We start from the raw sequence: 25,111 nt of genomic DNA on the forward strand, positions 1-25,111 counted from the left end.
CCTACGTGTCGATCCGGTTGGTGGGGATAGAGTCCTCGTCGTCAGGGTCGGCCGTGGGATCGACAGCGGGACGATCCGCCGGGCCCACCGACGGAACAACCGTGGGAGCGTCCGTGGAAATGTCGGTGGTGGCAACGTTTTCGGCACTGTCGCTGTCGGTGCCACTGACAGCGACTCCCGCACTTGCGGGGCGGAACTCATCTTCGTCAGCAGGGCGGTGGGTCACCTCGTCAGGGGCAACGACCTCGGCGAAATCCCGTAACATTTGCGCAGCCTCATCCACGCTTTGCGCGTCACCGCTGTCGATTGCAGTCAAAAGAAGCTCCACCATGACAAATTCGTTCATCAGGTCGATGCGCTGACGCAGACCGGGGTCGTCGACTTCCCGGTGCGTGGCGTAGTGCTCGAGGAACTCTTCAAAACTGTTGGGGGACAGGAGCGCGCCCGCAGCCGCGAGGTCGACGGCCGGGTCGCCCACGCGAAGGCGGTGAACATCGGTGAGGGCGACGATCTGCGCGCCGTCGCAACGAAGAGCGTCTACGTCGATTGCGTCGTGGACGGGGGCGGGAAGGAAGTGCCACGCCGAGGCGGTCTCCAGCACCCGCTCCCACCTTTCCAAGAGCGGGGTAGGTACCTTGCGAGTGCTTGCCGCACGGTCAAGGTTGTCCAACAGCTGTTCGCGAGTCTCCTGTGGTTCCTTCGCTACCAGCCCTGAGTCGGCAACTGCGCCAGCATCGCAACTGTGCAAAATGGCCAGGGTGCGCGCGAGCGACTCGATGAGCGAGGGTTGCTCGACAAAGTCTTGGGTCGACACGGGAATGCCGGGCAGCGGGTCCGCGACGACCAGAGTGGTGCGGGTATCTGTGAGCTCACCGGCGGAAAAAGACTGCGAAACAACGGTGCGTGGAACCGTAAACGGAGCGTCTTTGGGCAGAACCGATCGCAAAACTGCCGAAGCGACATCGCTGGCACCTGCGTCTACGGCCTGCTTTTCATCCCACAGGGACACTGTGTACGAGGTGTCACCTTGCGACATCAGCAATCGGGGTCCTCGCGGATCATCCAGAGGCATCCACTTGTCTGGAGTGAACTGCTCGAGGATCGAATGGGCCGCTGCAATCATGCGAAGGTATACCGTATCCACTCTTCCAATGTACCCGCACCTGCGAGCGATCACGCTGTGCCGAAAAGGTGTGTCAGACCCTTTCGCTAGGGTTGATCACAACAGGTACCACACCGTGGATTGAAAGGGGCGCACAATGAAGAACTCGTACACGATCACGCCTGCGAGTCTCGCGCGCTCCGATGTGTGGAGGAACCACCGTGCGCGTGGTGCAGATGGTTCGCTGACCGAGGTGCTGGCCCGGTCTCGTACCCGCATCGTGTGTTCGCACCGCGGTTATCTGCTGGTGTCCGCGGGTGGTCTCCACCGGTTCTCGGCCGCTGACGTCGAGCAGCTCGCCATGACGGGAACCCGGATCTACCTGGGAGAAACGGGTGCGGGCGACGTCGTCGGAATTGAAATTGACGATGAAACGAAGACCCGTATCGACGACCACCTCAACCGGCCGGGGGCGTCCGCTGAGGACTACTTGGACGCGCCGGCCCAGAGCATTCATGTAACGGACCCGGTGTGGTTTGACTTAAGGACCATCGCATTGGACCTTTCGGAAACAGATACCGGATTGGCCACGGCCCTCGTCGCGGTGGGTAACTGGCACCGTACCCACACTCACTCACCGCGTAATGGGAAGCCAACGACGACCTCGGCGGGGGGATGGGTACGCACCGACACCAGCACGGGCAGTGAACACTTTCCCCGGACCGACCCTGCCGTCATCATGGCGGTCATTCACACTGACCACGACGGGACCGAACGGATCTTGCTTGGCAACAATGTCATGTGGCCAAAAGGGCGGTACTCACTGCTCGCGGGATTTGTCGAACCAGGCGAAACGCTTGAAGCGGCAGTGGTAAGGGAGGTCCGTGAGGAAGCGGGTGTGATCTGTGAAGACCCAGTGTATGTGGGGTCGCAACCGTGGCCGTTTCCATGTTCGCTGATGTTGGGGTTCTTTGCCCGCGCACAGTCCCGTGACGCGTGCGCTGACTTTGATGAAATGCGGACAGTGCGCTGGTTTACTCGCGATGAGCTGCAACGGGAGATCGAAGCGGGGGCAATCTCTGTCCCCGGGCAGGTGTCGATTGCGGGGCAAATGCTGGAGAGGTGGATGAGTGCGTGAGCGAACTACTCGATAACCTCGACCCGGAACAGCGTGAAGTCGTTACCCACGAAGGTGGACCGCTCGTTGTGCTCGCTGGAGCTGGAACGGGTAAGACGCGCGCTATTACGCACCGGATTGCCTACGGTGCCCACACTGGGCAATTGCCGGCTCAGCATGTTCTTGCGCTGACGTTTACCGCGAAAGCGGCGGGTGAGATGCGTTCCCGGCTCCGTGGATTGGGTGTTCCTCAGGTACAAGCGCGCACGTTTCACTCTGCGGCGCTCAGACAGTTGCGGTACTTTTGGTCGGAATTCGCGCAAGGGCCGTTTCCTGAACTCATGGACGGCAAGTTTGGTCCGTTACGAAGGATCCTGTCAGAGCTTGGCATTGAGCCTGAACGCGAGACGATTCGCGACGTCGCCGCGGAGCTGGAGTATGCGGCCGTGAACCTTGTAGGTATAGACGACTATCCGCAGTTCGCACAGTCGCGTGAACTTCCGCCCGGGATCGATACCACGGCTATGGTCGCGATCATGCGCGCCTACGCCGACCACAAAACCACCAATCGGCTCATCGACTATCAAGATGTGCTGTTGATCCTTTCCGGTGTCATGGCGAGCACACCCCACATCGCGGCAAAGATTCACCAGCAGTACCGGCACTTCGTCGTAGACGAATTCCAAGACGTTTCGCCTATCCAGTACGAACTGTTGAAAAACTGGTTAGGAGAACGTGACAGTCTGTGCGTCGTAGGTGACCCGGCACAGACCATCTACACGTTCGCTGGAGCTCGAGACAGTTACTTGATGAACCTAGGCAACGTGTTGCCGCAAGCCCGGACTATTTCGCTAGTGCGTAACTACCGGTCCACACCGCCCATCGTTGAGGCAGCGAACAAGGTACTTGCCCACACGGGCAGGAACCGTATGGTTCTTCAGCCACAACGTAGCGGGGGAGTCGCACCCACGTTCCACGAATACCCCGACGACGCTTCCGAAGCCACAGGCGTCGCACAGCGTATTGCGGCACAGATCAGCAGTGGGGTACCCGCAAGCGATATCGCGATTCTCTTCAGAACCAACGGCCAAAGCCCCGCTTTTGAACACGCCCTCGATGAACACGGAATCCACTATTTAGTCCGTGGTGGCGAGCAGTTTTTTGCGCGACCCGAAATCCGTCAGGCCGGAGCGCTCTTACGAGCAAACATGTCGCAAGGAAAAACTGGTCAGCTCGATACGGTTGTCGCTGATCTGTTAACGACGTTGGGTTGGCAAGAAGTGGGCCCGCGCGTCCACGGTGCAGTGCGTGCGCGGTGGGAGTCACTCAACGCCTTAGTGAACCTAGCCAAACAGATGCAACAGGACAGCGACATGCCGGTTCCGCTCAGTGAGTTTGTTGCTGAGCTTGAGCAACGAGCCGAGGCTCAGCACGCGCCCAGCGTGCAAGGCGTCACCTTGGCCAGTGTCCACGCGGCAAAAGGTCTGGAGTGGCCACACGTTTATCTTGTGGGAATGTCAGAAGGACTCATGCCTATTTCGTATGCGTCAACGCCTTTGGCGGTGGCTGAAGAACGGCGACTGTTCTACGTGGCAGTGACGCGAGCACAAGACACGCTGACTGTGAGCTGGTCTCAAGCCCGTCAGGCAAGTGCGCAGTCAACCAGGAAGCCGTCTCGGTTCATCGGCGAAATGCGGGGCCATACTCCTACTCAACGTGAACGACGGCAGCAAGCCCGAGCGTCGTCGACCCGTGCATGCGGCTGTGGAAATGCGCTCGTGAGTGCGCAAGAGCGGCGAAACAGAGTGTGTCACGAATGTAGTCAGGCCGTTGACGAAAACATGGTGAATACGCTCAAGGAATGGCGTACGCAGACGGCTCGGGAACTCGACGTACCTGCATACATGGTGCTCACCACGGCAACGTTGATGTCGATTGCTCAGGCACGCCCACAATCGCTCGATGAATTGGGGCAAGTATCTGGGATTGGCCCGGTGAAGCTGGGTCAGTTTGGAGACGACATACTCGAAGCCGTGAGGTCTTCGAGCACTTGAGCCACACGGCAGTCGCACGCGGTGTGAAACTGGGCAACCGACGTAGACACGTCGCCTGCCAAATCCACACGGTGTGTGTGCGGGATCGTGAAATCTTGTAGCACATACTCACGAAGCACACGTGCGCACGTGACAAGCGACGACCATGCAAGTAACGGATCTACCCGGCGGGCAGAAGGTGCTTGCTCGCGTAAACCACGCCATCCGGTCATCCAGTCGTCGTCGACATCGATGATGTAATGCGTCAGGCACGTAATGCACGGAGTGAGACTGGGGCAGACCACGTGAGTGACAGTGGCCTGCTCCTGCTGTACACAGACGCTCACATGTTGCGTCCCTGAGTCGTGTAATGAGCGGGCTCCCATGAGATCCGGAACCCACACCGACGTAAGAACCACAATCGACCCGTCTCGCACCTTCGCCTGGAGTAAAGATGTGGCAGATGTGACGTTGAACCCACACGCAGACAGAAGCTTGGAAAGTTCAGGCGCCAACGGTCCTACGCACACGACTTTCTGCTTCTTCAGCGCCACCATAAACTCGCTGGGGTTCGCTCGGCGTGAGTGTGCAACGGCATCGACCTGATACGTGACGGGAGTGGTGTGTAACTGTACACGGGGAACCAAAGCTTGGGACTCTTCTAACAAGTTCAACAGTGACGCTGTTCGTTCATGGGTGAGACCCACATGCGATGCTTTGTCGGCTAAAACTTCCGGTGATATCCCCATTTTGATGAGCTCGATAAGCTCCCGGTCAGCCGTGCTCAAACCATCAATGAGCACAGGATCGTCAATGCCGATTTGTAAACATGAGGACGACCGCCACACCAGTGGCACCGATCTGTTGAACATCAACATTCGTCTCACCTCCTCTTTCAGCGTATGGAGGGGCAGAGGCGAAAAGAAGTGGCTTATGAAAAATGTGGATAACTTGTTGATATTTTTTCCAAACATGCGAACGAGGAGACGTTCAGACTGGGTTTTCCACAGGGAAATTCCCAGGCGAACAGTCTCCTCGTCCGTTGAGTCTCGCAGCCGCGCGCGGACTTCATAGACCTTCCCCTTGCCATGAAGTCCGGGTTTTCCGCGAGTCTGAGATAAAAACCTAAACCTTTCTTTGCCCGTGATCAATTTCGTTATCCACAGATCGTGTGGAATTTTCAAATACAGCTGTGTACGCATGTGCATTATCTGTGGACAACAGTGTGTGCAAAAGAAAAATCCTGTGCCTTCAACGTATGGCCAGCGGCATATAAATCCCCGCTTATCAGCCGAAACGCGCCGTGAAAACCTACTTTCCACACTCGCTCAACTATGTGGATGAAAAAACTTTTGAGCGTCGGCGTGTTGAATGCCATCTGCTACAACTAGTTGCTATGAAGAACAGCTTCACTGCCCAAGATGTAGCGCGCATGATCGAGTCAGGTGAACTGCACGTTAAGCACTCGGCACGTCGCAAGAAAACCGTGACGCTCAAACGAAGTGGCGGACGGTGGGAACTGGCGGCGCCCATGCACTATGACGTGCGCATGGACCTCGCGCAGATCGCCCAGCTCTTAACGCGCCTGAGTGCAAAAAGTGGCACAGAGGCGTCTGATGAGGACCTCCTCGCGCGTGCCCGAACCCTCAACTCCGCATACTTCAAGGACGACATCGAGCCACAGTCGGTGAAATGGGTCGAAAACCAGAACTCCCGCTGGGCCTCGTGCTCAGCGGTATCGAACTCCATTCGCGTGTCCCACAGGCTTCAAGCCGTGCCCGACTGGGTGCTCGACGCGGTGCTGGTCCACGAGCTCGCGCACTTACGCGAAAGCGACCACGGGCCACGCTTCCGTGAGCTCACGGAGCGGTATCCGCGATCGCGCGATGCAGATATCTTCCTCGAAGGCTTCAGCCGAGGTATTGACTACGAGTCGCCTCAATGAGGCCTGGAAGGCGCTGAGGCAGGTCATCGACGATTGTGTCAGGCAGGTCGTCGACGGGGAACCACTTCACGTCCAGCGACTCATCTGAAACCTGGGTGTGGGCGTCCGGGCTCAACACCGCCCCATACACAACGTCGTGATGTGTGGCGCAGGCGCCAAACGCCCCGGGCAGATCATGGGAGTGGACGTCAACGGGCTGAGGTGACAACCAAGGAAAGTCCTGCACACCGGACTCTTCACGTGCTTCGCGCAGTGCTGCATCGCGCACGGTGGCATCCCCTGGTTCCACATGGCCACCGAACTGCACCCAGAACCGTCCTTTTGCGTGATGGGTCAGGAGCACGCGCGTGAAGTCGGGGGAGAAGACCACGCAACTTGCCGTCACGTGAGCGGGTCCGCCGGAACGGTCCAGCGGGCGGGAGTTGCTGGACACGAATTCGGTGACGGACATCGCCGAGGTGGTTACCACCTCGGCGAGGGTGCGCACCGTGTGCGCGATGCGCGGGTCAGCCGTCACGATTCTTCTTCGAGGAGCCGACGCAGGGCTTCGTCCATGTCGTCCTCGGTTTGTGCCTGCTCTGAGTGGCGCTCGGAGTAGCCCAGTGGGTCGTCGAGGTCGGCGTTCGTGGGCAGCGCGTCAGGGTGAGAGAACACGGCGTCTCGTGCTTGCGCGCCTTCCGAGGACTCAAGGTACGTGAACAGAGCCGCAGCGTCGCGCAGTCGCGTAGGAGTAAGGTCAAGGCCAATCAGCTGGCTCAACGCGTTCTCTGAGTCGGATGTCATGGTGGTACGGCGCCTGAGTGCCTCACGGATTTCGTCGCGCTGTTCCAGGGCTTCGCACGCGTTGTACGCCACGACATCGGCCCACCCGGCGACCGTGGACACAATGCGGGTGAGCGACTCTTTCGCCTGCTCGCCTTCCTCGGTGGAGACCGGCTTGAACATGCCGTTGCGAAGCTCTTCGGTGGCTTCGTGCATGTTCTGTGGGTTGATGTTGCCCATCATGTCGTGGATGTTGGAGGAATCGACTTCGACGTTCGACGCGTACTTGGCAAACGCGGTCCGGATGTGGCCGGCCAACCACGGAGTTGAGGCAAACAGTGCACGCTTGGCTAGCTCCACACATGCCACAAAAATGCGCAACTGCGTGTGATCGAGGTCGAGCTCTGCCGAGGCTCCAGATATGTTGGATTCGATCAGTGCTGGAGCGTCAAGAATGGGCAGATTGTAATCCGTGCCTGTGAGAACGCTTCCGGACAGCGTGCCCAGGGCCTCGCCAATCTGTGCCCCAAAGAGCGACGCTGACATGTTCGTCATCATCGACGACATTGACGACATGAATGGGCGCATTTCTTCAGGAATCTGGTCGGACATCGATTCGGTGAACGTGCGTGACATGTTCGCCTGAATAGGTTGGGCGATTTCCACCCATCCTTCGACCGACTGCGTAGCCCAATCCTTGCGTGTCAGGCTCTGAGCTTCGTTAGTCGTGGTGAACTCGGTGACCCGTTCGAGCCACAGTTCAGCCAAACGGAACGCGTCGTGGGTAGCGCGCGAGACTTCGTCTGTCACGCTGGGGTCCGGGGTGGGAACCTTGCTGGCTGCAGTCTGCCGTGCGACATCGCCGGCGCCGCCCGACTGGCCCATGAGTCCCTGAATCTGGCCGAGGATAGACGACAGCATGTTTCCGTCGATCGGAATTCCCCCTGCAGGGAACTGACCCTGGGCGCCTCCCTGAGCACCGCCTGCGCCAAACAGCATGCCGAACAGGTTGTTCAGTGGGTCATCGCCCGATGAATCTTTGTCGCGATCCTTGTCGCTCATCGTTTCTCCCTTAGTTTGCTTGTTTAAAAGCGTAACGATCGAACTTGAAAAAGCCTTCCATGCTGAAGGCGCGTTCGACCGTTTTTCGTTGTGAGCGAACGTACAGCCGGCGCTCTTCGATGTCTAGAGTTTCCTGCGAATCGGCTAGACTAGTTGTGCTTTAACGAAAGGAACGTTGCGTGACTACGAGTGCCCAGGCAAAAACGCCTAAAAAGCGACTTCACGTAACAACTCTTTCCACTCTCGTGACGTACGGGCTCGTTATCATCGCGGCCCTCATTCCTGTCCCGTACTTGGTTGAAATGCCCGGCCCGGTTTTCAACACGCTGGGTGAGCATGAAGGGACCGAGGTCGTTACTATCTCGGGCGCGAAAACTTACCCCACCTCGGGCACCTTGGATATGCTCACCGTCGCCGTGGCCGGTGGTCCCGGCAGGCAGGTATACCCATCGCAAGCCCTGTGGTCGGTCGTAAAGAAGAAGGACACGGTCGTTCCCAGCGAGGCCTACTACCCGCTGACCACAACGCGCGACCAAGTCACGCAGGAAAACAACGCTCAGATGGCAAGCTCGCAAGACTATGCGGTGGCGGCCGCTCTGAACCACCTCGGCAAGAAATACGAAACACAACTGGGTGTGGGAAGCGTGGCGCAAGGCGCGGCAGTTGAAGGGGCTGTGGAACCTGGCGACATTATTACTGCGCTCAACGGTGAGAAGATTTCGGGCAGCGCTGAAGACATCGCCCGTATGCAGGACACGGTTGCCATGGGTGACCCAGTTGAACTGGACATCCAGCGCGGCGGCAAGAAGCTTCACGAAAAGATCACGCCTAAGGACACGACCGACGGGCCCAAGCTGGGCGTGGTTCTGGCTCCGAAATATGACTTTCCCATCGAGGTGAAGTTCAACCTTGAAGACGTGGGCGGACCCAGCGCTGGGTTGGTGTTTGCTCTGACCATCATCGACAAGCTGGAACCCGGCGACATGACGAATGGGAAACGCATCGCGGGTACCGGCCAGATCACCGAAGACGGAACGGTGCGCCCGATTGGTGGAGCCAGGCAGAAAGTCGTGGCAGCCAACGAAGCGGGAAACGATTACTTTTTGAGCCCAGCGGACAACTGTGCTGAAGCAGCTAAGGCCGCGAAGGGGCTCGACATGAAAGTGATTCGCGTCGACACACTAGATACGGCAGTCGACGCCATTGACGCGATCACACACGATGACATCGGCACAGTCACCATGTGCTCTGGTTAGCGAGGAGAACGGTTGAGTACACCAAGCCAAAAAACGAAGAAGCCTTCACCGCTTTTGCTCACTCTTGGAGCAGTAGCTGTACTTCTGGTTTTGTTCGTGGTGTTCGCGCAAGTTTTCACCGAAGCCCTGTGGTTCCAGCAACTTGGATTCCTGCAGGTCTTCACCACGGAGTGGATCGCTAAGATCATTCTCTTTTTTGTTGGTGTGATCATCATGGGAGGAGCCATTTGGTTCCCGTTGATGCTTGCGCACAAGAAACGCCCGGTGTACGCCCCAACGTCTCCGCGCCAAGAGAACCTTGACAGGTACAGGGAAGCAATCGAGCCGCTGCGCCGGGTGGTCACGATCGTGGTTCCAGCCGTTATTGGTGTCATGGGTGGAGTAGCGCTGTCAGCTGCGTGGCAACAGGCCCTTCTTTTTGTCAACGCGAGTGAGTTTGGGCAAAAAGATCCTCAGTTCAACATGGACCTGGGCTTCTACGTGTTCCACTTCCCGTTGCTCCGCACGGTCGCAGACTACGTTGCCATGGCATTGTTGCTGTCCCTCATCGCAGCCGTTATCGCGCACTACCTCATGGGAGGAATCCGCCCAGGCGACGACTCCAAACTGACCGTGTCGAAAACAGCGCGCTACCACCTCGCGATTTCAGCTGGTCTGCTCATCCTGGTGCAGGGTGTTCGCATGTTCCTCCAGCGGTACTCCGTCCTGACATCGACGGGCGGTCTGATGACGGGTGCGTCGTACAAAGACGTGAACATTACGCTTCCGGCGATGTTGATCGTAGCGATCGCAGCAGTCGTGGTTGCGGTGATCATGGCGGCTAACGCGTTCCGAAACGTGTGGAAACTGTCGATCGTGTCTGTTCTGATGTTGCTGATTCTGGGCGCGGTGTCGATCATTGCGCTTCCCGCAACGGTGCAGCAGTTGCAGGTGCAACCGTCAGAACAGAGCTTGGAAAAGGAATACCTTCAGCGCAATATCGACGCCACACGTCACGCATATGGGATCGATGATGTGGAAGTGATTCCGTACTCACCGTCCACCGATGGTAAATCGGGTGCTTTGCGTGAGGACGCTCAAACAGCGGCGTCGATTCGTCTGTTGGACCCGAATCTGGTGTCGGATACCTTCCGTCAGATCCAGCAGCAACGCCCGTTCTATTCGTTCCCTGAACAGCTCGACGTTGACCGCTACAACATCAACGATGAAATGCAGGACACGGTGATCGCGGTCCGTGAACTCAACCCTGCGTCGCAAGCCGATTCGTCGTGGCTGAACCAGGCCGTTGTCTATACACACGGCTTTGGTGTAGTTGCCGCATACGGTAACCGTCAGGGTGGCGATGGACAGCCCGCGTTCTTGGAAGCGAACATTCCACCTACCGGTGAGCTGGGGGAGTACGAACCACGTATTTACTTTGGTGAGCGGTCACCTCGGTACTCGATTGTCGGTGCCCCTGAAGGTGCAGACCCACGCGAAATTGACTACCCCGCTGACAACGAAGACGGTGGCGCCCAGGTGTACAACACCTTCAAGGGTGACGGCGGGCCCAGTGTGGGCAACTTCTTTAACCGCTTGCTGTTTGCCATTAAGTTCCAAGACGAACAGATTGTTCTGTCGGATGCGCTGAACTCGGAGTCACAGATTCTGTTTAACCGCTCGCCTCGTGAGCGTGCGCAAAAGGCTGCGCCATTCTTGCAGATCGACGGTGACCCGTACCCCGCGGTTGTCGACGGCCGTGTGCAGTGGATTATGGATGGGTACACCACGTCCAAGGAATACCCATACTCCACGCCACAGGTACTGCAGGACGCAACGCAGGACTCGAACACGCAGCGTTCAGGCACTACGGCGGCCTTGCCTCCGCAGCAGGTGAACTACATCCGTAACTCGGTGAAGGTCACTGTTGACGCGTATGACGGATCAGTCAACCTGTACAAGTGGGATGACGAAGATCCAGTGCTGAAAACATGGTCCAAGATCTTCCCTGACATGGTGAAGCCAATGTCAGAGATGAGCGGGGATCTCATGAGCCACGTGCGGTACCCAGAAGACATGTTTAAGGTGCAGCGTTCCTTGCTGACGCGCTACCACGTAGACGATGCCAACTCGTTCTACACGGGGCAGGACTTCTGGACAACACCAACCGACCCCACGGTGAATCAAGAGTCGCGTCTGATGCAGCCGCCGTTCTACTTGACGTTGCAGATGCCGAATCAGGACGCGCCAGCGTTCTCACTGACGTCGTCCTTCATTCCACGACCCACTGAGGGTCAGACGCGTAACAACCTGACTGGGTTCTTGGCTGCTAATGCGGACGCGGGTAATGAGAAGGGTGTTAAGCACGACGACTATGGAAAGCTGCGTCTGCTTCAGCTTCCGCGTAACACGACGTTCCCTGGTCCAGGTCAGGCACAGAACAACTTCAACACTGAGCCCAATGTTCAGTCGAGTTTGAACCTTCTGCGCCAAGGTGAGTCAAAGGTGCAGAACGGTAACTTGCTGACACTGCCGGTTGCGGGTGGTCTGTTGTACATCCAGCCGGTGTATGTGCGTTCGGCTGGTGAAACTTCGTACCCAGTGCTCCAGCGTGTGTTGGTGGCGTTCGGTGAACAGATCGGATTCGCGCCGACTCTTGACGAAGCTCTTGACCAGGTATTCGGGGGAGACTCCGGTGCGCGTGCTGGTGACGCGGACTCTTCTGGTGAAGCCAGCGAAGGTGAGAAGGGTGGTGCCGACGCCGGCGAAGAGAAGGGTAAGCCTGCGCGCGAACCAAACCTTCAGAAGGCACTTGAGGACGCCCGTAACGCCATGAAGGAAGCTGACCAGGCCCTCAAGGACGGTGACTGGAAGAAGTACGGTGAAGCGCAAGAACGTTTGCGTAAGGCGCTCGACGAAGCCGGAAAACTCCAAGACCAGCAGGCTGGTGGTGGCCAGGGTGAAGGCTAGTGATCGTCGAGTGGCGAGGATCACGTGCTGTTTGTTTGGTGGTTACGCGTTCTTAACGTATAGTTGTATGTGCGCCGCGGGGTGGAGCAGCTAGGTAGCTCGCCGGGCTCATAACCCGGAGGTCGGAGGTTCGAATCCTTCCCCCGCCACCAAGTCAAAGCCCGCTTTACGAGATCTGGTAAAGCGGGCTTTGCGTGCCCCTGCGAAGAGCTGTGACTAGTGTCGTCTGTGATCCCGCAGAACGATTAGAGCGCCACAGATAACTAACGGGACCAAAGCTACGGCACTGATAACAAATGCGGCGGAGTTGGCCCCACTGCTAAATGCGACCGCCGTGATAGTTACCCACAGGATCAAGAAAGAAGTTAGAACAGCCCATATGCTTACTCGCGATGGCGCTTTTGGGCTTTCATGAGTAGATTCTCCTTTGATTTCTCTCATAATGCGACGATACTCCTCCAGTATTCGATGGTGCAACCATGCGTGAACCACCTCGGTGCGTGTGTACGTTGGTGAATGCAGTGTGTTTAGATCTGAGTACCGTGCATTGCTGTTCCTGCCTCGCCGTGCAGGAAGTAATCACGTTAAGCTTCGGGAGCTCAACGAAGACTCAAGACGCACACATCGAGAATCCCTGGGGGTTAGAATGGCTCAAACCCACTCCATAGTCCGCATGACACCGGATGATTGGTCCCGCGTGCGTGCAATTCGCCTCGCATCGCTCAAAGACGCCCCCGCTGCGTTTAGCGGACCATACGAGCGAGAATCTCAGGTAGACGAAGCAAAATGGCGGGAACGTCTCGAAACGCTCACCATCTTCATGTGTGTAAAGCAGGGCCACGACATCGGGTTCGCAACGTTTGCGGTCAGAGACGGTCACGCCGACCTCGGCGGCACATGGGTACACCCTGCGCACCGTGGCCACGGTGCCGTAGACGCACTAACGAACGCGGTCTTCACAGAAGCCCAGCGCGCGGGATACACGGAAATCCAACTTCGAGTTTTTGAAGAAAACCAGCGGGCAATTGGCGCATACCTCCGGTCAGGCTTCCGCATGACCGGCGAAATCGACCGCCTGCCCGACGGTCGTGAAGCCGCGTACATGGTCCGGAAGTTCGCCTAAATTCCTTTACTGAAATAAACGACTATTGTGAATGTCATGACTGCTAATGAACTGCCTCGCCCAGACGTCGACCCCGGTGGCCTTCTCGAATACTCGGTGGTATTTACCGACCGGTCGCTAAACCACATGTCCAAACGTTTTGTGAACGTCATGCAGGAAACCCTGCAGATCCTGCGTTCCACGTACAACGCTCACACGGCGACTGTGGTACCTGGCGGTGGTTCATATGCCATGGAATCCGTCGCCCGCCAGTTTGCCAACGACAAAAACGTTCTGGTTGTGCGCAACGGGCTCTTTTCCTACCGCTGGTCACAAATCTTTGACGCCGGCAAGATCCCTGCGGGTCATGATGTTCTCAAAGCCCAGCACGTGGGCAACCACCAGTTCGCGCCAGCACCCATCGACCAGGTAGTAGCTCACATCAAGGACAACAAACCAGACCTGGTATTCGCACCCCACGTGGAAACCGCCGCAGGTATGGTCCTGCCTGATGACTACGTGCGTGCCCTGGCCGATGCAACGCACAGCGTAGGCGGATTGTTTGTCCTCGACTGCGTGGCCTCCGGTCCGCTGTGGGTCAACATGGAAGAAGCTGGCGTAGACATCCTGGTCAGCGCACCCCAAAAAGGTTGGAGTGGCTCACCAGCATGCGGATACGTGATGTTCTCAGAAACCGCACGCGAACGCCTCGACTCCACGGAAACCTCTAGCTTCTCACTGGATCTGAAGAAGTGGACCAACATCTGTGACGGCTATGTCACCGGAGCACACGGCTACCACGCCACCATGCCCACCGACACCATCCAGCACAACCTGGGCCTCATGAAAGAAGCCCTCGATACCGGACTTGACGTTCTACGCGAACGCCAGAACGACCTCGGGACGCGGATCCGTGAAGCACTTACCGAACGCGGTTTCACTTCCGTTGCCGCGCCTGGCTTTGAATCCCCAACGGTCGTTGTCGTCAACACTGAACGTGACGACATCGTGCCTGCTTTTGCACGCGCTGGTGTTCAGGTCGCCGGGGGAGTGCCATTCCAGGTGGACGAACCAGCAGACATGAAGACGTTCCGCATTGGGCTGTTCGGTCTAGATAAGTGGGCCGACGTCGACACGGCGGTAGAACGCTTCACCACAGCACTCGACGCTGTGTTTGCAGAAAACCAGTAACCACAACGAAAGCGGGGGGGCGGCGCTGGCTTCAACCGGGGTTATACCCCCAACCAGGGCCAGCCTCGGCAACCTACTTCAACGCGTCCATGTTCTGCGCGAGGCGGTCAATCCGAGTGGCCACTTCGCGCATTTCGTCTTCCGTTTTACAAAACGACAGACGAAGCGCGTGTGCCAAACGCTTGGCCACCGGGGAACCGGCCCGGCATAAACGGTTCACCGGAATGCCCGTGAACCCAAACTCGGTGGTGAGAAGCTCATTCAACGCGTGCGAATCATGCGCGGTGACCTCAGCAAAATCCACCACAGTGAAATAACCGGCAGCCGGAAGATTGAACGTAATCCCGGGCACGCGCTCCAAAGAATCCATGAGCACATCCCGGCACCTCTTCAATGCGTCACGGTTCTGCTCAGCGAAATCCTCATGCTCGTTGAGCGCTTGGGCAATTGCTGGCTGAAGCGGGGTGCCTGACGTGTATGAAAAGAACTGCTTAAGCGCCTGAATCTGCTGACGAACCTGCGGGTGCGCCACGAGCCAGCCGATCTTCCACCCAGTCACATTGAACGTTTTACCGGCAGACGACACCGTGACAATCCGGTGCGAATCCGGGAACAGCGCCGCGACTGACACGTGCTCAGCTGGGTCAAACACCAGGTATTCGTACACCTCGTCGGTAATGAGCCACGCGTCTGCGTCCTCGCACGCCTGAAAGATCCGGACTACGTCGTCCCGGCCCAACACCATTCCCGTGGGATTGTGTGGCGTGTTAAGCAAGACCGCGTCGGCAGAGCTCACCGTAGCCTCAAACGCGTCCCAGTCCGGCTGCCACACCCCGTTGTCAAAGACCAGCGGGACGGTCACCAACCGTGCCCCCGCCATTTCAGTGGCCGCCGCGTAAGAGTCGTAGAACGGTTCAAAGGTCAGTAAGACTCCGCCCTCGGGCACCAGGGCCATAATCGCCGAGGTGAGAGCCTCCGTGGCTCCCACTGTCACCAATACATGGTCCCGGGTGACAGCGTGGTTGTACCGGCGGAAACGCTGAGCCACGATTGCGTCGAGCAGTTGCGGCACCCCGGTTGGCGGTGCGTACTGGTTCATGCCGGCTCGCATGAAGTGCGAAACAGCGTCGATGAGGAAATCAGGGGTAGGGCTCGAAGGTGCCCCTTGCCCCACATTGATCGCACCGTGCTGTGTGGCTAACGCGCTCATTTCACCAAACACGGTGCCACGGATATTGCCGCTGGCGTCCACAAGACCCGCCGCTTCACTCACCCGGTAGGGAAGTGCCTGTTCGTTCACGAAAGCAACTCCAGTGCGCTACTGTGTACGAGCCCATTGGAGGCGAGCGCATTGCCGTCGAACGGGCCGTTTGTGCCGTTAAGGCTGGTGAACGTGCCACCGGCTTCGGTCACGATGGGAACCAGTGCGCCCATGTCGTAGATTTCGAGTTCCGGTTCAGCTGCGATGTCCACCGCGCCTTCGGCGACCAACATATACGACCAGAAATCACCGTAAGCGCGTGTTCGCCACACTGTGTCACACAGTTCAAGAAGGGCCTCACGTTTACCGAGGTCCTTCCACCCGCCCAAGGACGCATATGAAAATGACGCGTCTTCAAGGCTCGACACTTGCGAGACGTGAATCTGCACGGGGGCTGGGTCGTGTGCCATGGTGGTCCACGCGCCTTCGCCCTTACTGGCCCACCACCGGCGGTTCATCGCAGGGGCGCTCACGACCCCGAGCAGGGGAGTTTCACCGTCGTAAAGCGAAATCAAGGTCGCGTAAACGGGCACGCCACGCACGTAGTTTTTTGTCCCGTCGATGGGGTCAATGATCCACTGCCTGGTGCCCGACCCAGTGGTGGGTTCGAACTCTTCTCCCACAATCGCGTCCTCAGGTGCGTGCAGTGAGAGCAACTCACGGAGTTTCTCTTCAACCGCGCGGTCCACCGTGGTTACCGGCGTCATGTCAGGTTTGGTTTCCACCGTGAAGTCGCGCTTATAAAACGAGTCAAGCGTCAGGTGATCAGCCGCGTCGGCAAGAGCGATCGCTAGATCTAGGTCTTTCACGGTTCCTCCACGTGGTGCAGTGGCTCCATCCCGGGCCAGTCCTGTGATACCTCAGTACTGCGGTGTAGATGCCAGGTTTGTCAGTAGCCGCCTGAGCGAGTTGAGACGGTCAGGGCCGGCGACCCCAGCTTTACCATTTGTAACCCATGCGTCGAGCGCGCAACCGGGGGAGTCCTCAGTGTGAGAACAGCCGCGGGGACATTCGGCGGTCGCCGGGACCAGTTCTTCGAACGCGCTGAGAACGGTTTCCGGCGTCACGTGTGCGAGCCCAAAACTCCGCACACCAGGCGTATCAATGAGCCAACCCCCGTCAGGAAGTTCGACACCCAGCGCCGATGAGGACGTATGTCGCCCCCGCCCAGTCACCTCGTTCACCGAGCCGGTTGCGCGACTTACTTGTGGGATCAGCGCGTTCATCAACGTGGACTTGCCCACCCCAGAGTGTCCCACCAGCACGCTGACGTGACCGTCCAAAAGCCCACGCAACTGCTTAACGCGCGGATGCCCCTGATCGTCGAACCCACACTCAATAATCTGCACACCACTGTGCGCAAACCGCTCCCGCAACGCATCAGCCGGCTTCAAATCGAGTTTCGTAATAGCCAAAATCGGCGTGATTCCAGCGTCAAACGCGGCAATGAGCGTGCGGTCGATGAGCCCCTCGGACGGATCCGGGTCCGCAGTCGCCGTCACGATCACCAGTTGGTCGGCGTTGGCCACTAGGACTCGCTCGGTGGGGTCGGTGTCGTCGGCGGTACGTCGCAAAACAGTAGAGCGGGGCTCAATGTCCACAATTCGCGCTAAGGTTCCTTCCGTTCCCGAGGTGTCACCCACCACCCGTACCCGGTCACCGGGGACTATGGGCCGGCGTCGGAGATGCGAGGCTCGCACTCCCGTCAAGCGGGTGCCATCGGGCAAGGCAAGCCGGTAACGACCTCGGTCAACAGAAAACACAAACCCAACCAGGGCGTCCGAATAATCTGGGCGGTCCTTTGTGCGTGGCCTGGATCCACGCCGGTTGGGGCGCGGCCGGTAGTCCTCTTCTGTGAAGTGAGAGTACCGACTCACGCGTTCACCACACGTTCGAACATGTCAGTGAATTGGGGCAGGGTCTTCGCCACAGTGTCGGGATCCTCAATCGTGACATCCTGAGTCAGCCCTACCAGTGCTCCTGCCATGACCATGCGGTGGTCGGCGTAACTGTTCCATGTACATCCCGTGGATACCGGCGAGCTGATAGTGAGGTAGTCCGCGCCTTCTTCAACCTGAGCTCCGGCCTTGGCGAGTTCGGTAGCTAGGGCTGTGAGGCGGTCGGTTTCGTGCCCGCGCAGGTGCCCGATTCCACGCAGGTGCGACGTGCCGCGCGCATGTGCAGCGATGGCTGCGACCACGGGGGTAAGTTCACCCACCTGGGAAAGGTCAAGATCAACCGGCTTTACTGTGCCGGTACCTGTGACCGTGAGGCCCGCTGGAGTCAGTTCGGCTGTTCCGCCAAACGCGCGCGCAATGTCCACGAACGCGTGTCCGGCCTGGTCAGTGTGTGTGGGCCAGTGCGGAACCGTGACAGAACCGCCGGCAATGAGTGGCACGCCCAGGAACGTCGACGCATTCGACAGGTCTGGTTCGACCGTGACATCGATCGCGTGAACAGGGCCGGGCTTGACCGCCCACGTTGTGGGGTCCGGCTGTGTGACCTCTACGCCGTACTGCTTGAGCGTGGCGATGGTCATGTCAATGTGCGGTTTGGAAGGGACAGTCTCGCCGAGGTGTTTCACCGTAAGTCCTAGCGGGAACCTTGCCGCGGAAAGCAACAGCCCGGAAACGAACTGGGAAGACTGGGACGCGTCAATCGTGACGGTATGGCCCACGTGCTCACCGGTCGCAATAGAAAACGGAAGGTAACCGTTTTCGGATTCCACCTTGGCACCCAGATCGGAGAGCGCGTCGAGGATCGTCTGCATGGGGCGCACGCGCGCTTGAGGATCGCCATCAAAATGAGCGCGGGCACCCGTTGCCAACGCAACCGGAGGTACAAAACGCATGACGGTACCTGCAAGACCGCAGTCGATAGCCACCTCGGCGCCATTCGTATCAGAGCACATGATGGGGTCAACGCTCATGTCGTTGCCATGAGGTGTGAACGTCGCTCCCAGCGCGTCAAGCGCGCGCATCATGAGTTCGGTGTCACGCGAAACCAGCGGTGAGCGCACAATCGACGGAGCATCAGCAAGGGCCGCAAGCACAAAGTAACGGTTCGTCAGCGACTTGGACCCAGGTACATCGCAGGTGGCCCGCACCGGTGCAGTTGCACGCGGAACGGGCCAGTGAGTGCGGTTTACCACCGCTATCAGTTAGGGGAAACTGCGTCGACAGCCTTCGCCGAGGTGCGTTCGACTTCGCGCCACAGGTCTTCCGCCGCGTGCTGTGCGCGCCATGCGAGACCAGGCTTACCTGCGGTGTCGACCGATGCGAGGAGCGCACCGCCAAGGATCGCGGTCTTTGCCAATAGGCCGTCGGTGGAACGAGTTTCTTTGTTCAACTGCTGGCCTACGACCTCAAGCAGGTACGTGGTGACCAGAATGCTCGAGGACAGGCGAGGCATCTTGCCAATAGCGAGAAGAGAACCTGCGGTCACCTGTGCGACTCCAGTCGCGCGAGCAATGAGCGCGGGGTCAATCTCGACGTCGAACTTTTTCTTTGCCATCTTCGAAATGGGCTCAACGGAACTTGCGGCAACGTCAGGATTCTTGACGCGGACGACTCCGTTAGCGATGTATGCGGAAGCCAGCATTGGGCGAGCAATCAACCTTACAAGTGACACAGAAACAACCTTTCCGATTGGATTCGCTAGTTTCAGCATAGCGCGGGGAATAACCGAGGTGGCAAAACGGTTGTAACTGACACGCACAGAGCGTCGGACAACCCCAAGCGGGGAGTACCCAAGCGAGGTGAAAGTGACGGCGACGTTAGTAGACTGGGAGCTGATGGAGAAAAATACTGCAACCGCTCCCAGCGACCACGACATAGATCTGAGTACAGAGACAGAAGACGAACGTCGTGCGCGTTTTGAAAACGAAGCACTCGAATACGTCAACCAGCTGTACGCGGCCGCTTTGCGCATGACGCGCAACCCAGCAGATGCTGAAGATCTAGTGCAGGAAGCGTATCTCAAGGCGTATGCCGCGTTTCATCAGTACCAGCCGGGAACAAATCTCAAGGCATGGCTCTACCGCATTCTGACGAATACCTTCATCAATTCGTATCGCAAGAAACAGCGCCAGCCACAAGAAACGGGTGGCGACACAATCGAAGACTGGCAGATTGCCCGTGCCGCCAACCACACGTCGTCCGACGGAAAATCAGCGGAGATCGAAGCACTTGAGCGGATCCCAGACTCTGACATCAAAAAAGCTTTGCAAGCACTTCCCGACGACTTCCGCATGGTCGTGTACTACGCAGACGTCGAAGGTCTCCCATACAAGGAGATCTCGCAAATTATGGACACACCCATGGGAACCGTGATGTCGCGCCTGCACCGAGGTCGTCGCCAGTTGCGGGAAATGTTGGCTGACTACGCTGCCGAACGAGGATTTGGAGAGGGGGCAAGTTCATGACAGACGGAAAGTCCTGGTCGCAAAGCAGGCTAGAGTCACTCGAACGGATCTACGCGTTTCTCGATGGTGAGGCGAATGACGATGCGATTCGTGCCATTGAAGAACACCTACAGTGTTGTCCCGAATGCGAACACGAATACAAGATCGAGGCACTCATGAAAGAGCTTGTGCGTCGCTCATGTTGCCACGACCAAGCACCACAGGGGCTTGTCGAACGGATTCGTGCGCGTATCACCGTTGAACACACGCACATCACGTACTACCGCGAGTGACCAGCGAACGCGCTTAGACAAAAAGAAGCGGGGCAGGTGATCACCTGCCCCGCTTCTTTTGCTTATGCGTTTGGACGCTTGCCGTGGTTCGCCTTGTTGCGCTTACGGTCGCGACGCTTGCGTGCACGCTTGCTCATCTATCTCTCCTTTAACTAGACCACCCTATTTTTCCATAGTGGGCACACCACTTCAACAGTGCAGGGTGGAGGGTCGGTTGTGTGGGCTAGCCTTCCATCACGTTTTGTACACCCAGCCAGTCGTACCAGCCGCGGTTGAGGACAAGCCAGGCGATGAGACCGTAACCTTCTTGCGCCGGTAGCTCGCGTGAACTGGACGCAAGATCGCGTTGCCACACGGGGTGGGACTTCAATGGCGAAAAACAGTCCACGTACGGAACTGCGCGGCGATGCGCGACATCAGCGAAACCCGCCGACAACTGCGCAACCTTTTCATTCCGGCTCTCACTGCGGCCAGGGGTGGGACCTACGACGAACGTCGACACCTCGGCGGCAAGAGCTTCATCTAGCACATTGGCAAGATTCAAGCGCGACCGGGCCGTCGACAGCCCTGCATCCACATCACGTGACCCAGGGGCTAAGACCAAACGATTGATCCCGCTGTCGCTAAATCGAAGCTGAGCCTCAGCAAACGCACGCTGGGCGAAAGCGCCCGTGTCTTCTTGCGGAACTGACAGCGTGTAGAACTCCGCATTGGCCAAGGACGGGTGCGTGCGCACAGCGACGCGTCCGGCCCATCCTAGACTCCGAGCATCGCCGTGGCCGGCGACAAGTTCGTCACCGGCCACGACAATAGTAGTTTTCTTCAGTGTCACTTACTCGAAAACCCGTTCGATGACTTCAGCCTGTTCAACGTCGTGTTGCTTCTTCAGACCAGTTGCAGGCGATGCAGATGCGCTACGGCACACAACGTCGACCTTGCGGTCTGGCAGCAGCTGCGAGAACTTGTAGTGCATGAACGGCCATGCTCCCTGGTTCTCAGGCTCTTCCTGAGCCCACACCAGCTGAGTGTCTTCAGGGTACATACCCAGCACCTCGTTGAGCGTGTCAACCTCAAGTGGGTACAGCTGTTCGACGCGGACCAGAGCAGTGGTGTTGTCGTCCAGCTTCTGGCGCTGTGCCAGCAGATCCCAGTACAGCTTTCCAGCGACCAGCACGACGCGCTTGACGTTCTTCGCATCGACCGAGGTGTCCGGAATCATTGGTTCGAAGCTTCCAGAGGTGAACTGCTCAACATCGGTGGCTGCAGCCTTGAGGCGCAACATCGACTTAGGTGTGAACACAACAAGCGGACGCTTGACCTCCGCGTGTGCGTGGCGACGCAACAGGTGGAAGTAGGACGCACCGTTTGATGGGTAGGCCACCGTCATGTTGGCTTCAGCGCACAGCTGCAAGTAGCGCTCAATGCGGGCCGACGAGTGGTCAGGTCCCTGGCCTTCGAAACCGTGGGGGAGCAGCAGGACAATACCCGAGTTTTGTCCCCACTTCTGTTCGGAGCTTGAAACGAACTCGTCAATGACCGACTGCGCACCCTGCGCAAAGTCACCGAACTGTCCTTCCCACAGGACCAGAGCATCAGTGCGTTCCACAGCGTATCCGTATTCGAAGCCCATGGCTGCGTATTCGGACAGGAGCGAGTTGAACACCCAGAACTTGGCCTGGTTGTCGGTGAGGTTAGCCAGCGGGGTCCACTCGTTGTCGTTTTCGTGGTCGATAAGAACCGACTGACGCTGGGTAAAGGTTCCGCGACGGGAGTCCTGACCAGCCAAACGAACCGGAACATCTTCCATGAGCAACGAACCGAATGCCAGCAGTTCTGCAAAGCCCCAGTCGATGCCACCCGAACGTGACATTTCCTTGCGCTTCTCCAGCAGGCTACGCAGCTTCTTGTGAACGTTGAAGCCTTCAGGAATTTCAGTGTGAACGTCACCGATGCGTTCAATCACTGACGCTGGAACAGCGGTGTCGAACTTGGAGTCGGATTCGAGGTCGTCTGGGCGTTCCCACGGTTTGGTGACGCCGAGGTTCTCGGAGCTTTCCTTCTCTGCGTCCTTGGTCTCGGCGAACGCTGCCTCGAGCTTGTTCTGGTAGTCCTTAACGACCTCGGCGGCTTCTTCCTTGGAGATGCAGCCACGACCCACCAGCGAGTCGGTGTAAAGCTTACGTACCGACATCTTCTTTTCGATGAGCGAGTACATGACTGGCTGCGTCATCGATGGGTCGTCACCTTCGTTGTGACCGCGGCGACGGTAGCACACGAGGTCGATCACGATGTCGCGGTTGAATTCCTGACGGTAGTCGAACGCGAGCTGTGCTGCGTGGTAAACCGCTTCAGGGTCATCACCGTTGACGTGGATGACAGGTGCCGAAATCGCCTTGGCAACGTCGGTGCAGTAGTACGACGAACGCGACGAAGCTGGGGGCGTGGTGAATCCAACCTGGTTGTTGATAACCACGTGGATGGTTCCGCCCGTGGTGTATCCGCGGAGTTCGGACAGGTTGAGGGTTTCGTACACAACACCCTGACCTGCAAACGCGGCGTCACCGTGAACCAGCACAGGCAGGATCGAGAAGTCCTGAGTGTCACCAGAGGCCACGTCCTGCTTAGCGCGGGTTATTCCTTCAAGAACCGGGTTGACGGTCTCGAGGTGGCTTGGGTTAGCGGCAACCGACACCTTGGTGGTGTTGCCGTCTGGCGAGGTGAAGGAACCTTCCATACCGAGGTGGTACTTCACGTCACCGGAGCCCTGGAAGGAGTCAGGTGACTGGGTTCCGTCGAATTCGCGGAAGATCTGCGTGTAGCTCTTACCAGCGATGTTGGTCAGCACGTTCAGACGACCACGGTGGGCCATACCGATCGTGACTTCTTGCATGCCGGAGTCGGCTGCACGGTTCAGAACTTCGTCAAGTAGCACGATGGTGGATTCTCCACCTTCGAGCGAGAAGCGCTTCTGACCGATGTACTTGGTTTGCAGGAACGTTTCGAACGCTTCTGAAGCGTTGAGGCGACCCAGAATGTGTCCCTGCTCAGCGCGGCTGAGTTCCTGCAATGGAACTTCGAGCCTCGATTGGAACCAGCGACGCTGTTCGGGGTCAGCGATGTGCATGTATTCGTAACCGGTGGTACGGCAGTACGAGTCACGCAGGATACCCAGAATGTCACGTAGACGCAGCTGCGAACCGTCGCCCAGACCGCCAGTGGAGAACTTGCGTTCGAGGTCCCACAGGGTCAGGCCGTGGTTGTTGATGTCGAGGTCTGGGTGGCTGCGCTGGCGGTACACCAGTGGGTCGGTGTTTGCCATGAGGTGACCGCGGGTCCGGTAAGCGTCGATGAGTTCGATGACGCGTGAAGCCTTCGATACATCGTCCTGGTCGCCCGTGTGAACGTCAGGCTGCCAGCGAACTGGTTCGTAAGGCAGGCGCAGTGACTCGAATACTTCGTCGTAGAAGCCGTCGGCTCCCAAGAGGTATTCATGAACGAGCTTGAGGAACTCACCGGAACCAGCACCCTGGATGACACGGTGGTCGTAGGTGGAGGTGAGGTGCATGACCTTGGAAACACCCAAACGGTCGATGGTTTCTTGGCTCGCACCCTGGAACTCTGCTGGGTACGTCATTGCACCAACACCAATGATGCAACCCTGTCCCTTGGTCAGACGTGGGACCGAGTGAACGGTTCCAATTCCGCCTGGGTTGGTCAGCGAAATCGTGGTGCCGGCGAAATCGTCGGCGGTGAGCTTGCCCGAACGTGCACGGTTCACCAGGTCGTCATATGCGTCGACGAACTGCTTGAACGTCAGAGTTTCAGCCTTCTTGACGTTTGGCACCAGGAGGGAGCGAGTGCCGTCCTTCTTAGGAATGTCAATGGCCAGACCAAAGTTCACGTGCGCTGGCTGCACCATGACTGGCTTGCCGTCACGGATTTCGTAGTACACGTTCTGGCTTGGGAAAGCCTTGAGTGCACGGATAACTGCGAATCCGATGAGGTGAGTGAACGACACCTTTCCACCGCGTGTGCGGCGCAGGTGGGAGTTGATGACAATACGGTTGTCAATGAGTGCCTTGGCAGGAAGCGAACGTACCGAGGTGGCGGTAGGCACTTCGAGGGAGGCGTCCATGTTTTCCGCGATGAGCTTAGCTGGCCCGCGCAGTTTGGTGACAACGTCCTCGGCGGTGTCGTCGCTGGCCTTAGGCGCTGACTGGGTGGGGGAGGACTTCTTCTGAGAAGCAACCTTCGATTCGGCCTTGGTAGTTTCAGCTTCGTTGACCGATGGTTCAACGCCCTTGGTTTTCGCTTCGGCCTTCGGCTTTGACTCCGAGTCGGCGTTCTTGTCGGCCTTCTTGTCTGCAGAGGTCTGAGAAGCCGGCTTCGAGGTGGAATTCGTGGAGCTTTTCACCGGTGCGCCCTCGTACTTCTCAAAGAAGGGCCACCATTCCTTGTCAACTGAGTTTTTATCGTTCTTGTACTTTTCGTACAGTTCTTCAACCAACCATTCGTTGGAACCAAAATCCCCAGCGAGATCAGTAGGTGTTGTTTCGGACACGGCGCGAATCGCCCTCTTCCTCAACTCGTAGCAATGTTCAATCAGAGCAATTTTAAGCCTACACGGCAAACCTCT

Annotated in this window: 20 protein-coding genes and 1 tRNA gene; 10 read left to right on the plus strand and 11 right to left on the minus strand. The window is 58.0% G+C overall.

Annotated features, from left to right (window positions below):
- Nucleotide 1: 1 nt before the first annotated feature.
- The gene (locus tag MHX53_RS07315; RefSeq protein ID WP_239271855.1) at nt 2-1,144 is read right to left on the minus strand and encodes a phosphotransferase; all 1,143 of its coding nucleotides are present in this window, start codon (nt 1,142-1,144) and stop codon (nt 2-4) included.
- A gap of 115 nt (nt 1,145-1,259) precedes the next feature.
- On the opposite strand from MHX53_RS07315, the gene nudC reads away from it, so the two are divergent.
- Both nudC and MHX53_RS07325 read left to right on the plus strand, forming a co-directional pair.
- Nucleotides 1,260-2,240, plus strand: a complete 981-nt coding sequence (nudC, locus tag MHX53_RS07320; protein ID WP_102237729.1) for an NAD(+) diphosphatase — start codon at nt 1,260-1,262, stop codon at nt 2,238-2,240.
- A complete protein-coding gene (locus MHX53_RS07325; RefSeq protein WP_102237730.1) occupies nt 2,237-4,273 on the plus strand; it encodes an ATP-dependent DNA helicase UvrD2 in 2,037 nt (678 codons plus the stop codon). Before nudC ends, MHX53_RS07325 begins: the two co-directional genes overlap by 4 nt.
- Here the strand turns inward: MHX53_RS07325 and MHX53_RS07330 are convergent.
- The gene (locus tag MHX53_RS07330; protein ID WP_102237731.1) at nt 4,225-5,130 is read right to left on the minus strand and encodes a hypothetical protein; all 906 of its coding nucleotides are present in this window, start codon (nt 5,128-5,130) and stop codon (nt 4,225-4,227) included. The two genes, MHX53_RS07325 and MHX53_RS07330, sit on opposite strands and share 49 nt — an antisense overlap.
- A gap of 518 nt (nt 5,131-5,648) precedes the next feature.
- Between MHX53_RS07330 and MHX53_RS07335 the strand changes: the two genes are divergently transcribed.
- Entirely contained in the window at nt 5,649-6,197 is a 549-nt protein-coding gene (locus MHX53_RS07335) for a M48 family metallopeptidase (RefSeq protein ID WP_102237732.1), read from the plus strand.
- Here the strand turns inward: MHX53_RS07335 and MHX53_RS07340 are convergent.
- Nucleotides 6,163-6,714, minus strand: a complete 552-nt coding sequence (locus tag MHX53_RS07340; protein ID WP_239271857.1) for an NUDIX domain-containing protein — start codon at nt 6,712-6,714, stop codon at nt 6,163-6,165. The genes MHX53_RS07335 and MHX53_RS07340 overlap by 35 nt on opposite strands.
- A complete protein-coding gene (locus MHX53_RS07345) occupies nt 6,711-8,021 on the minus strand; it encodes a zinc-dependent metalloprotease (protein WP_239271859.1) in 1,311 nt (436 codons plus the stop codon). Before MHX53_RS07345 ends, MHX53_RS07340 begins: the two co-directional genes overlap by 4 nt.
- A 179-nt stretch (nt 8,022-8,200) precedes the next feature.
- On the opposite strand from MHX53_RS07345, the gene MHX53_RS11800 reads away from it, so the two are divergent.
- The 5 genes from MHX53_RS11800 (at nt 8,201) to MHX53_RS07370 (ending at nt 14,519) form a co-directional block, all read left to right on the plus strand.
- Entirely contained in the window at nt 8,201-9,277 is a 1,077-nt protein-coding gene (locus tag MHX53_RS11800; RefSeq protein ID WP_239271861.1) for a S16 family serine protease, read from the plus strand.
- A gap of 12 nt (nt 9,278-9,289) precedes the next feature.
- A complete protein-coding gene (locus MHX53_RS07355; RefSeq protein ID WP_239271863.1) occupies nt 9,290-12,226 on the plus strand; it encodes a UPF0182 family protein in 2,937 nt (978 codons plus the stop codon).
- 75 nt (nt 12,227-12,301) lie between these two features.
- Nucleotides 12,302-12,378, plus strand: a tRNA-Met gene (locus tag MHX53_RS07360).
- A 521-nt stretch (nt 12,379-12,899) separates the two neighbouring features.
- Nucleotides 12,900-13,349: a GNAT family N-acetyltransferase gene (locus tag MHX53_RS07365; RefSeq protein WP_239271865.1), complete on the plus strand. Its 450-nt coding sequence runs from the start codon at nt 12,900-12,902 to the stop codon at nt 13,347-13,349.
- 36 nt (nt 13,350-13,385) lie between these two features.
- Nucleotides 13,386-14,519: an aminotransferase class V-fold PLP-dependent enzyme gene (locus MHX53_RS07370; protein ID WP_239271867.1), complete on the plus strand. Its 1,134-nt coding sequence runs from the start codon at nt 13,386-13,388 to the stop codon at nt 14,517-14,519.
- Between the two features lie 73 nt (nt 14,520-14,592).
- Here the strand turns inward: MHX53_RS07370 and MHX53_RS07375 are convergent, their stop codons facing one another.
- From MHX53_RS07375 to MHX53_RS07395, 5 genes are read right to left on the minus strand one after another with little or no spacing between them, the layout of a single operon-like run.
- The gene (locus MHX53_RS07375) at nt 14,593-15,819 is read right to left on the minus strand and encodes an aminotransferase class I/II-fold pyridoxal phosphate-dependent enzyme (protein WP_239271869.1); all 1,227 of its coding nucleotides are present in this window, start codon (nt 15,817-15,819) and stop codon (nt 14,593-14,595) included.
- Nucleotides 15,816-16,589 carry a histidinol-phosphatase gene (gene hisN, locus MHX53_RS07380; protein WP_239271871.1) on the minus strand — a complete coding sequence of 258 codons (774 nt, stop codon included), beginning with the start codon at nt 16,587-16,589 and terminating at the stop codon, nt 15,816-15,818. The genes MHX53_RS07375 and hisN overlap by 4 nt, the downstream gene beginning before the upstream one ends.
- A 51-nt stretch (nt 16,590-16,640) precedes the next feature.
- Nucleotides 16,641-17,657, minus strand: coding sequence for a ribosome small subunit-dependent GTPase A (rsgA, locus tag MHX53_RS07385; protein ID WP_239271873.1), 1,017 nt, complete (start codon nt 17,655-17,657; stop codon nt 16,641-16,643).
- Complete coding sequence (gene aroA, locus MHX53_RS07390; RefSeq protein WP_239271875.1) at nt 17,654-18,931, minus strand: 3-phosphoshikimate 1-carboxyvinyltransferase; 1,278 nt, start codon at nt 18,929-18,931, stop codon at nt 17,654-17,656. The genes rsgA and aroA overlap by 4 nt, the downstream gene beginning before the upstream one ends.
- Before the next feature lie 5 nt (nt 18,932-18,936).
- On the minus strand, nt 18,937-19,410 hold the full coding sequence (locus tag MHX53_RS07395; protein WP_102238325.1) for a DoxX family membrane protein: 474 nt from the start codon (nt 19,408-19,410) through the stop codon (nt 18,937-18,939).
- Nucleotides 19,411-19,573: 163 nt separating this feature from the next.
- On the opposite strand from MHX53_RS07395, the gene MHX53_RS07400 reads away from it, so the two are divergent.
- Both MHX53_RS07400 and rsrA read left to right on the plus strand, forming a co-directional pair.
- Nucleotides 19,574-20,203 (plus strand): sigma-70 family RNA polymerase sigma factor, encoded by a 630-nt coding sequence (locus tag MHX53_RS07400; RefSeq protein ID WP_102237743.1) that lies wholly within the window; start codon nt 19,574-19,576, stop codon nt 20,201-20,203.
- Complete coding sequence (rsrA, locus tag MHX53_RS07405; protein WP_239271877.1) at nt 20,200-20,475, plus strand: mycothiol system anti-sigma-R factor; 276 nt, start codon at nt 20,200-20,202, stop codon at nt 20,473-20,475. The genes MHX53_RS07400 and rsrA overlap by 4 nt, the downstream gene beginning before the upstream one ends.
- A gap of 223 nt (nt 20,476-20,698) precedes the next feature.
- Here rsrA and MHX53_RS07410 read toward each other — a convergent pair whose 3' ends face one another.
- Nucleotides 20,699-21,307, minus strand: coding sequence for a GDSL-type esterase/lipase family protein (locus MHX53_RS07410; RefSeq protein WP_239271879.1), 609 nt, complete (start codon nt 21,305-21,307; stop codon nt 20,699-20,701).
- Nucleotides 21,308-25,036, minus strand: coding sequence for a multifunctional oxoglutarate decarboxylase/oxoglutarate dehydrogenase thiamine pyrophosphate-binding subunit/dihydrolipoyllysine-residue succinyltransferase subunit (locus tag MHX53_RS07415; RefSeq protein WP_239271881.1), 3,729 nt, complete (start codon nt 25,034-25,036; stop codon nt 21,308-21,310).
- Between the last annotated feature and the right edge of the window lie 75 nt (nt 25,037-25,111).

The organism is Brevibacterium sp. ACRRH (assembly GCF_022346365.1).
Classification (GTDB): domain Bacteria; phylum Actinomycetota; class Actinomycetes; order Actinomycetales; family Brevibacteriaceae; genus Brevibacterium; species Brevibacterium paucivorans.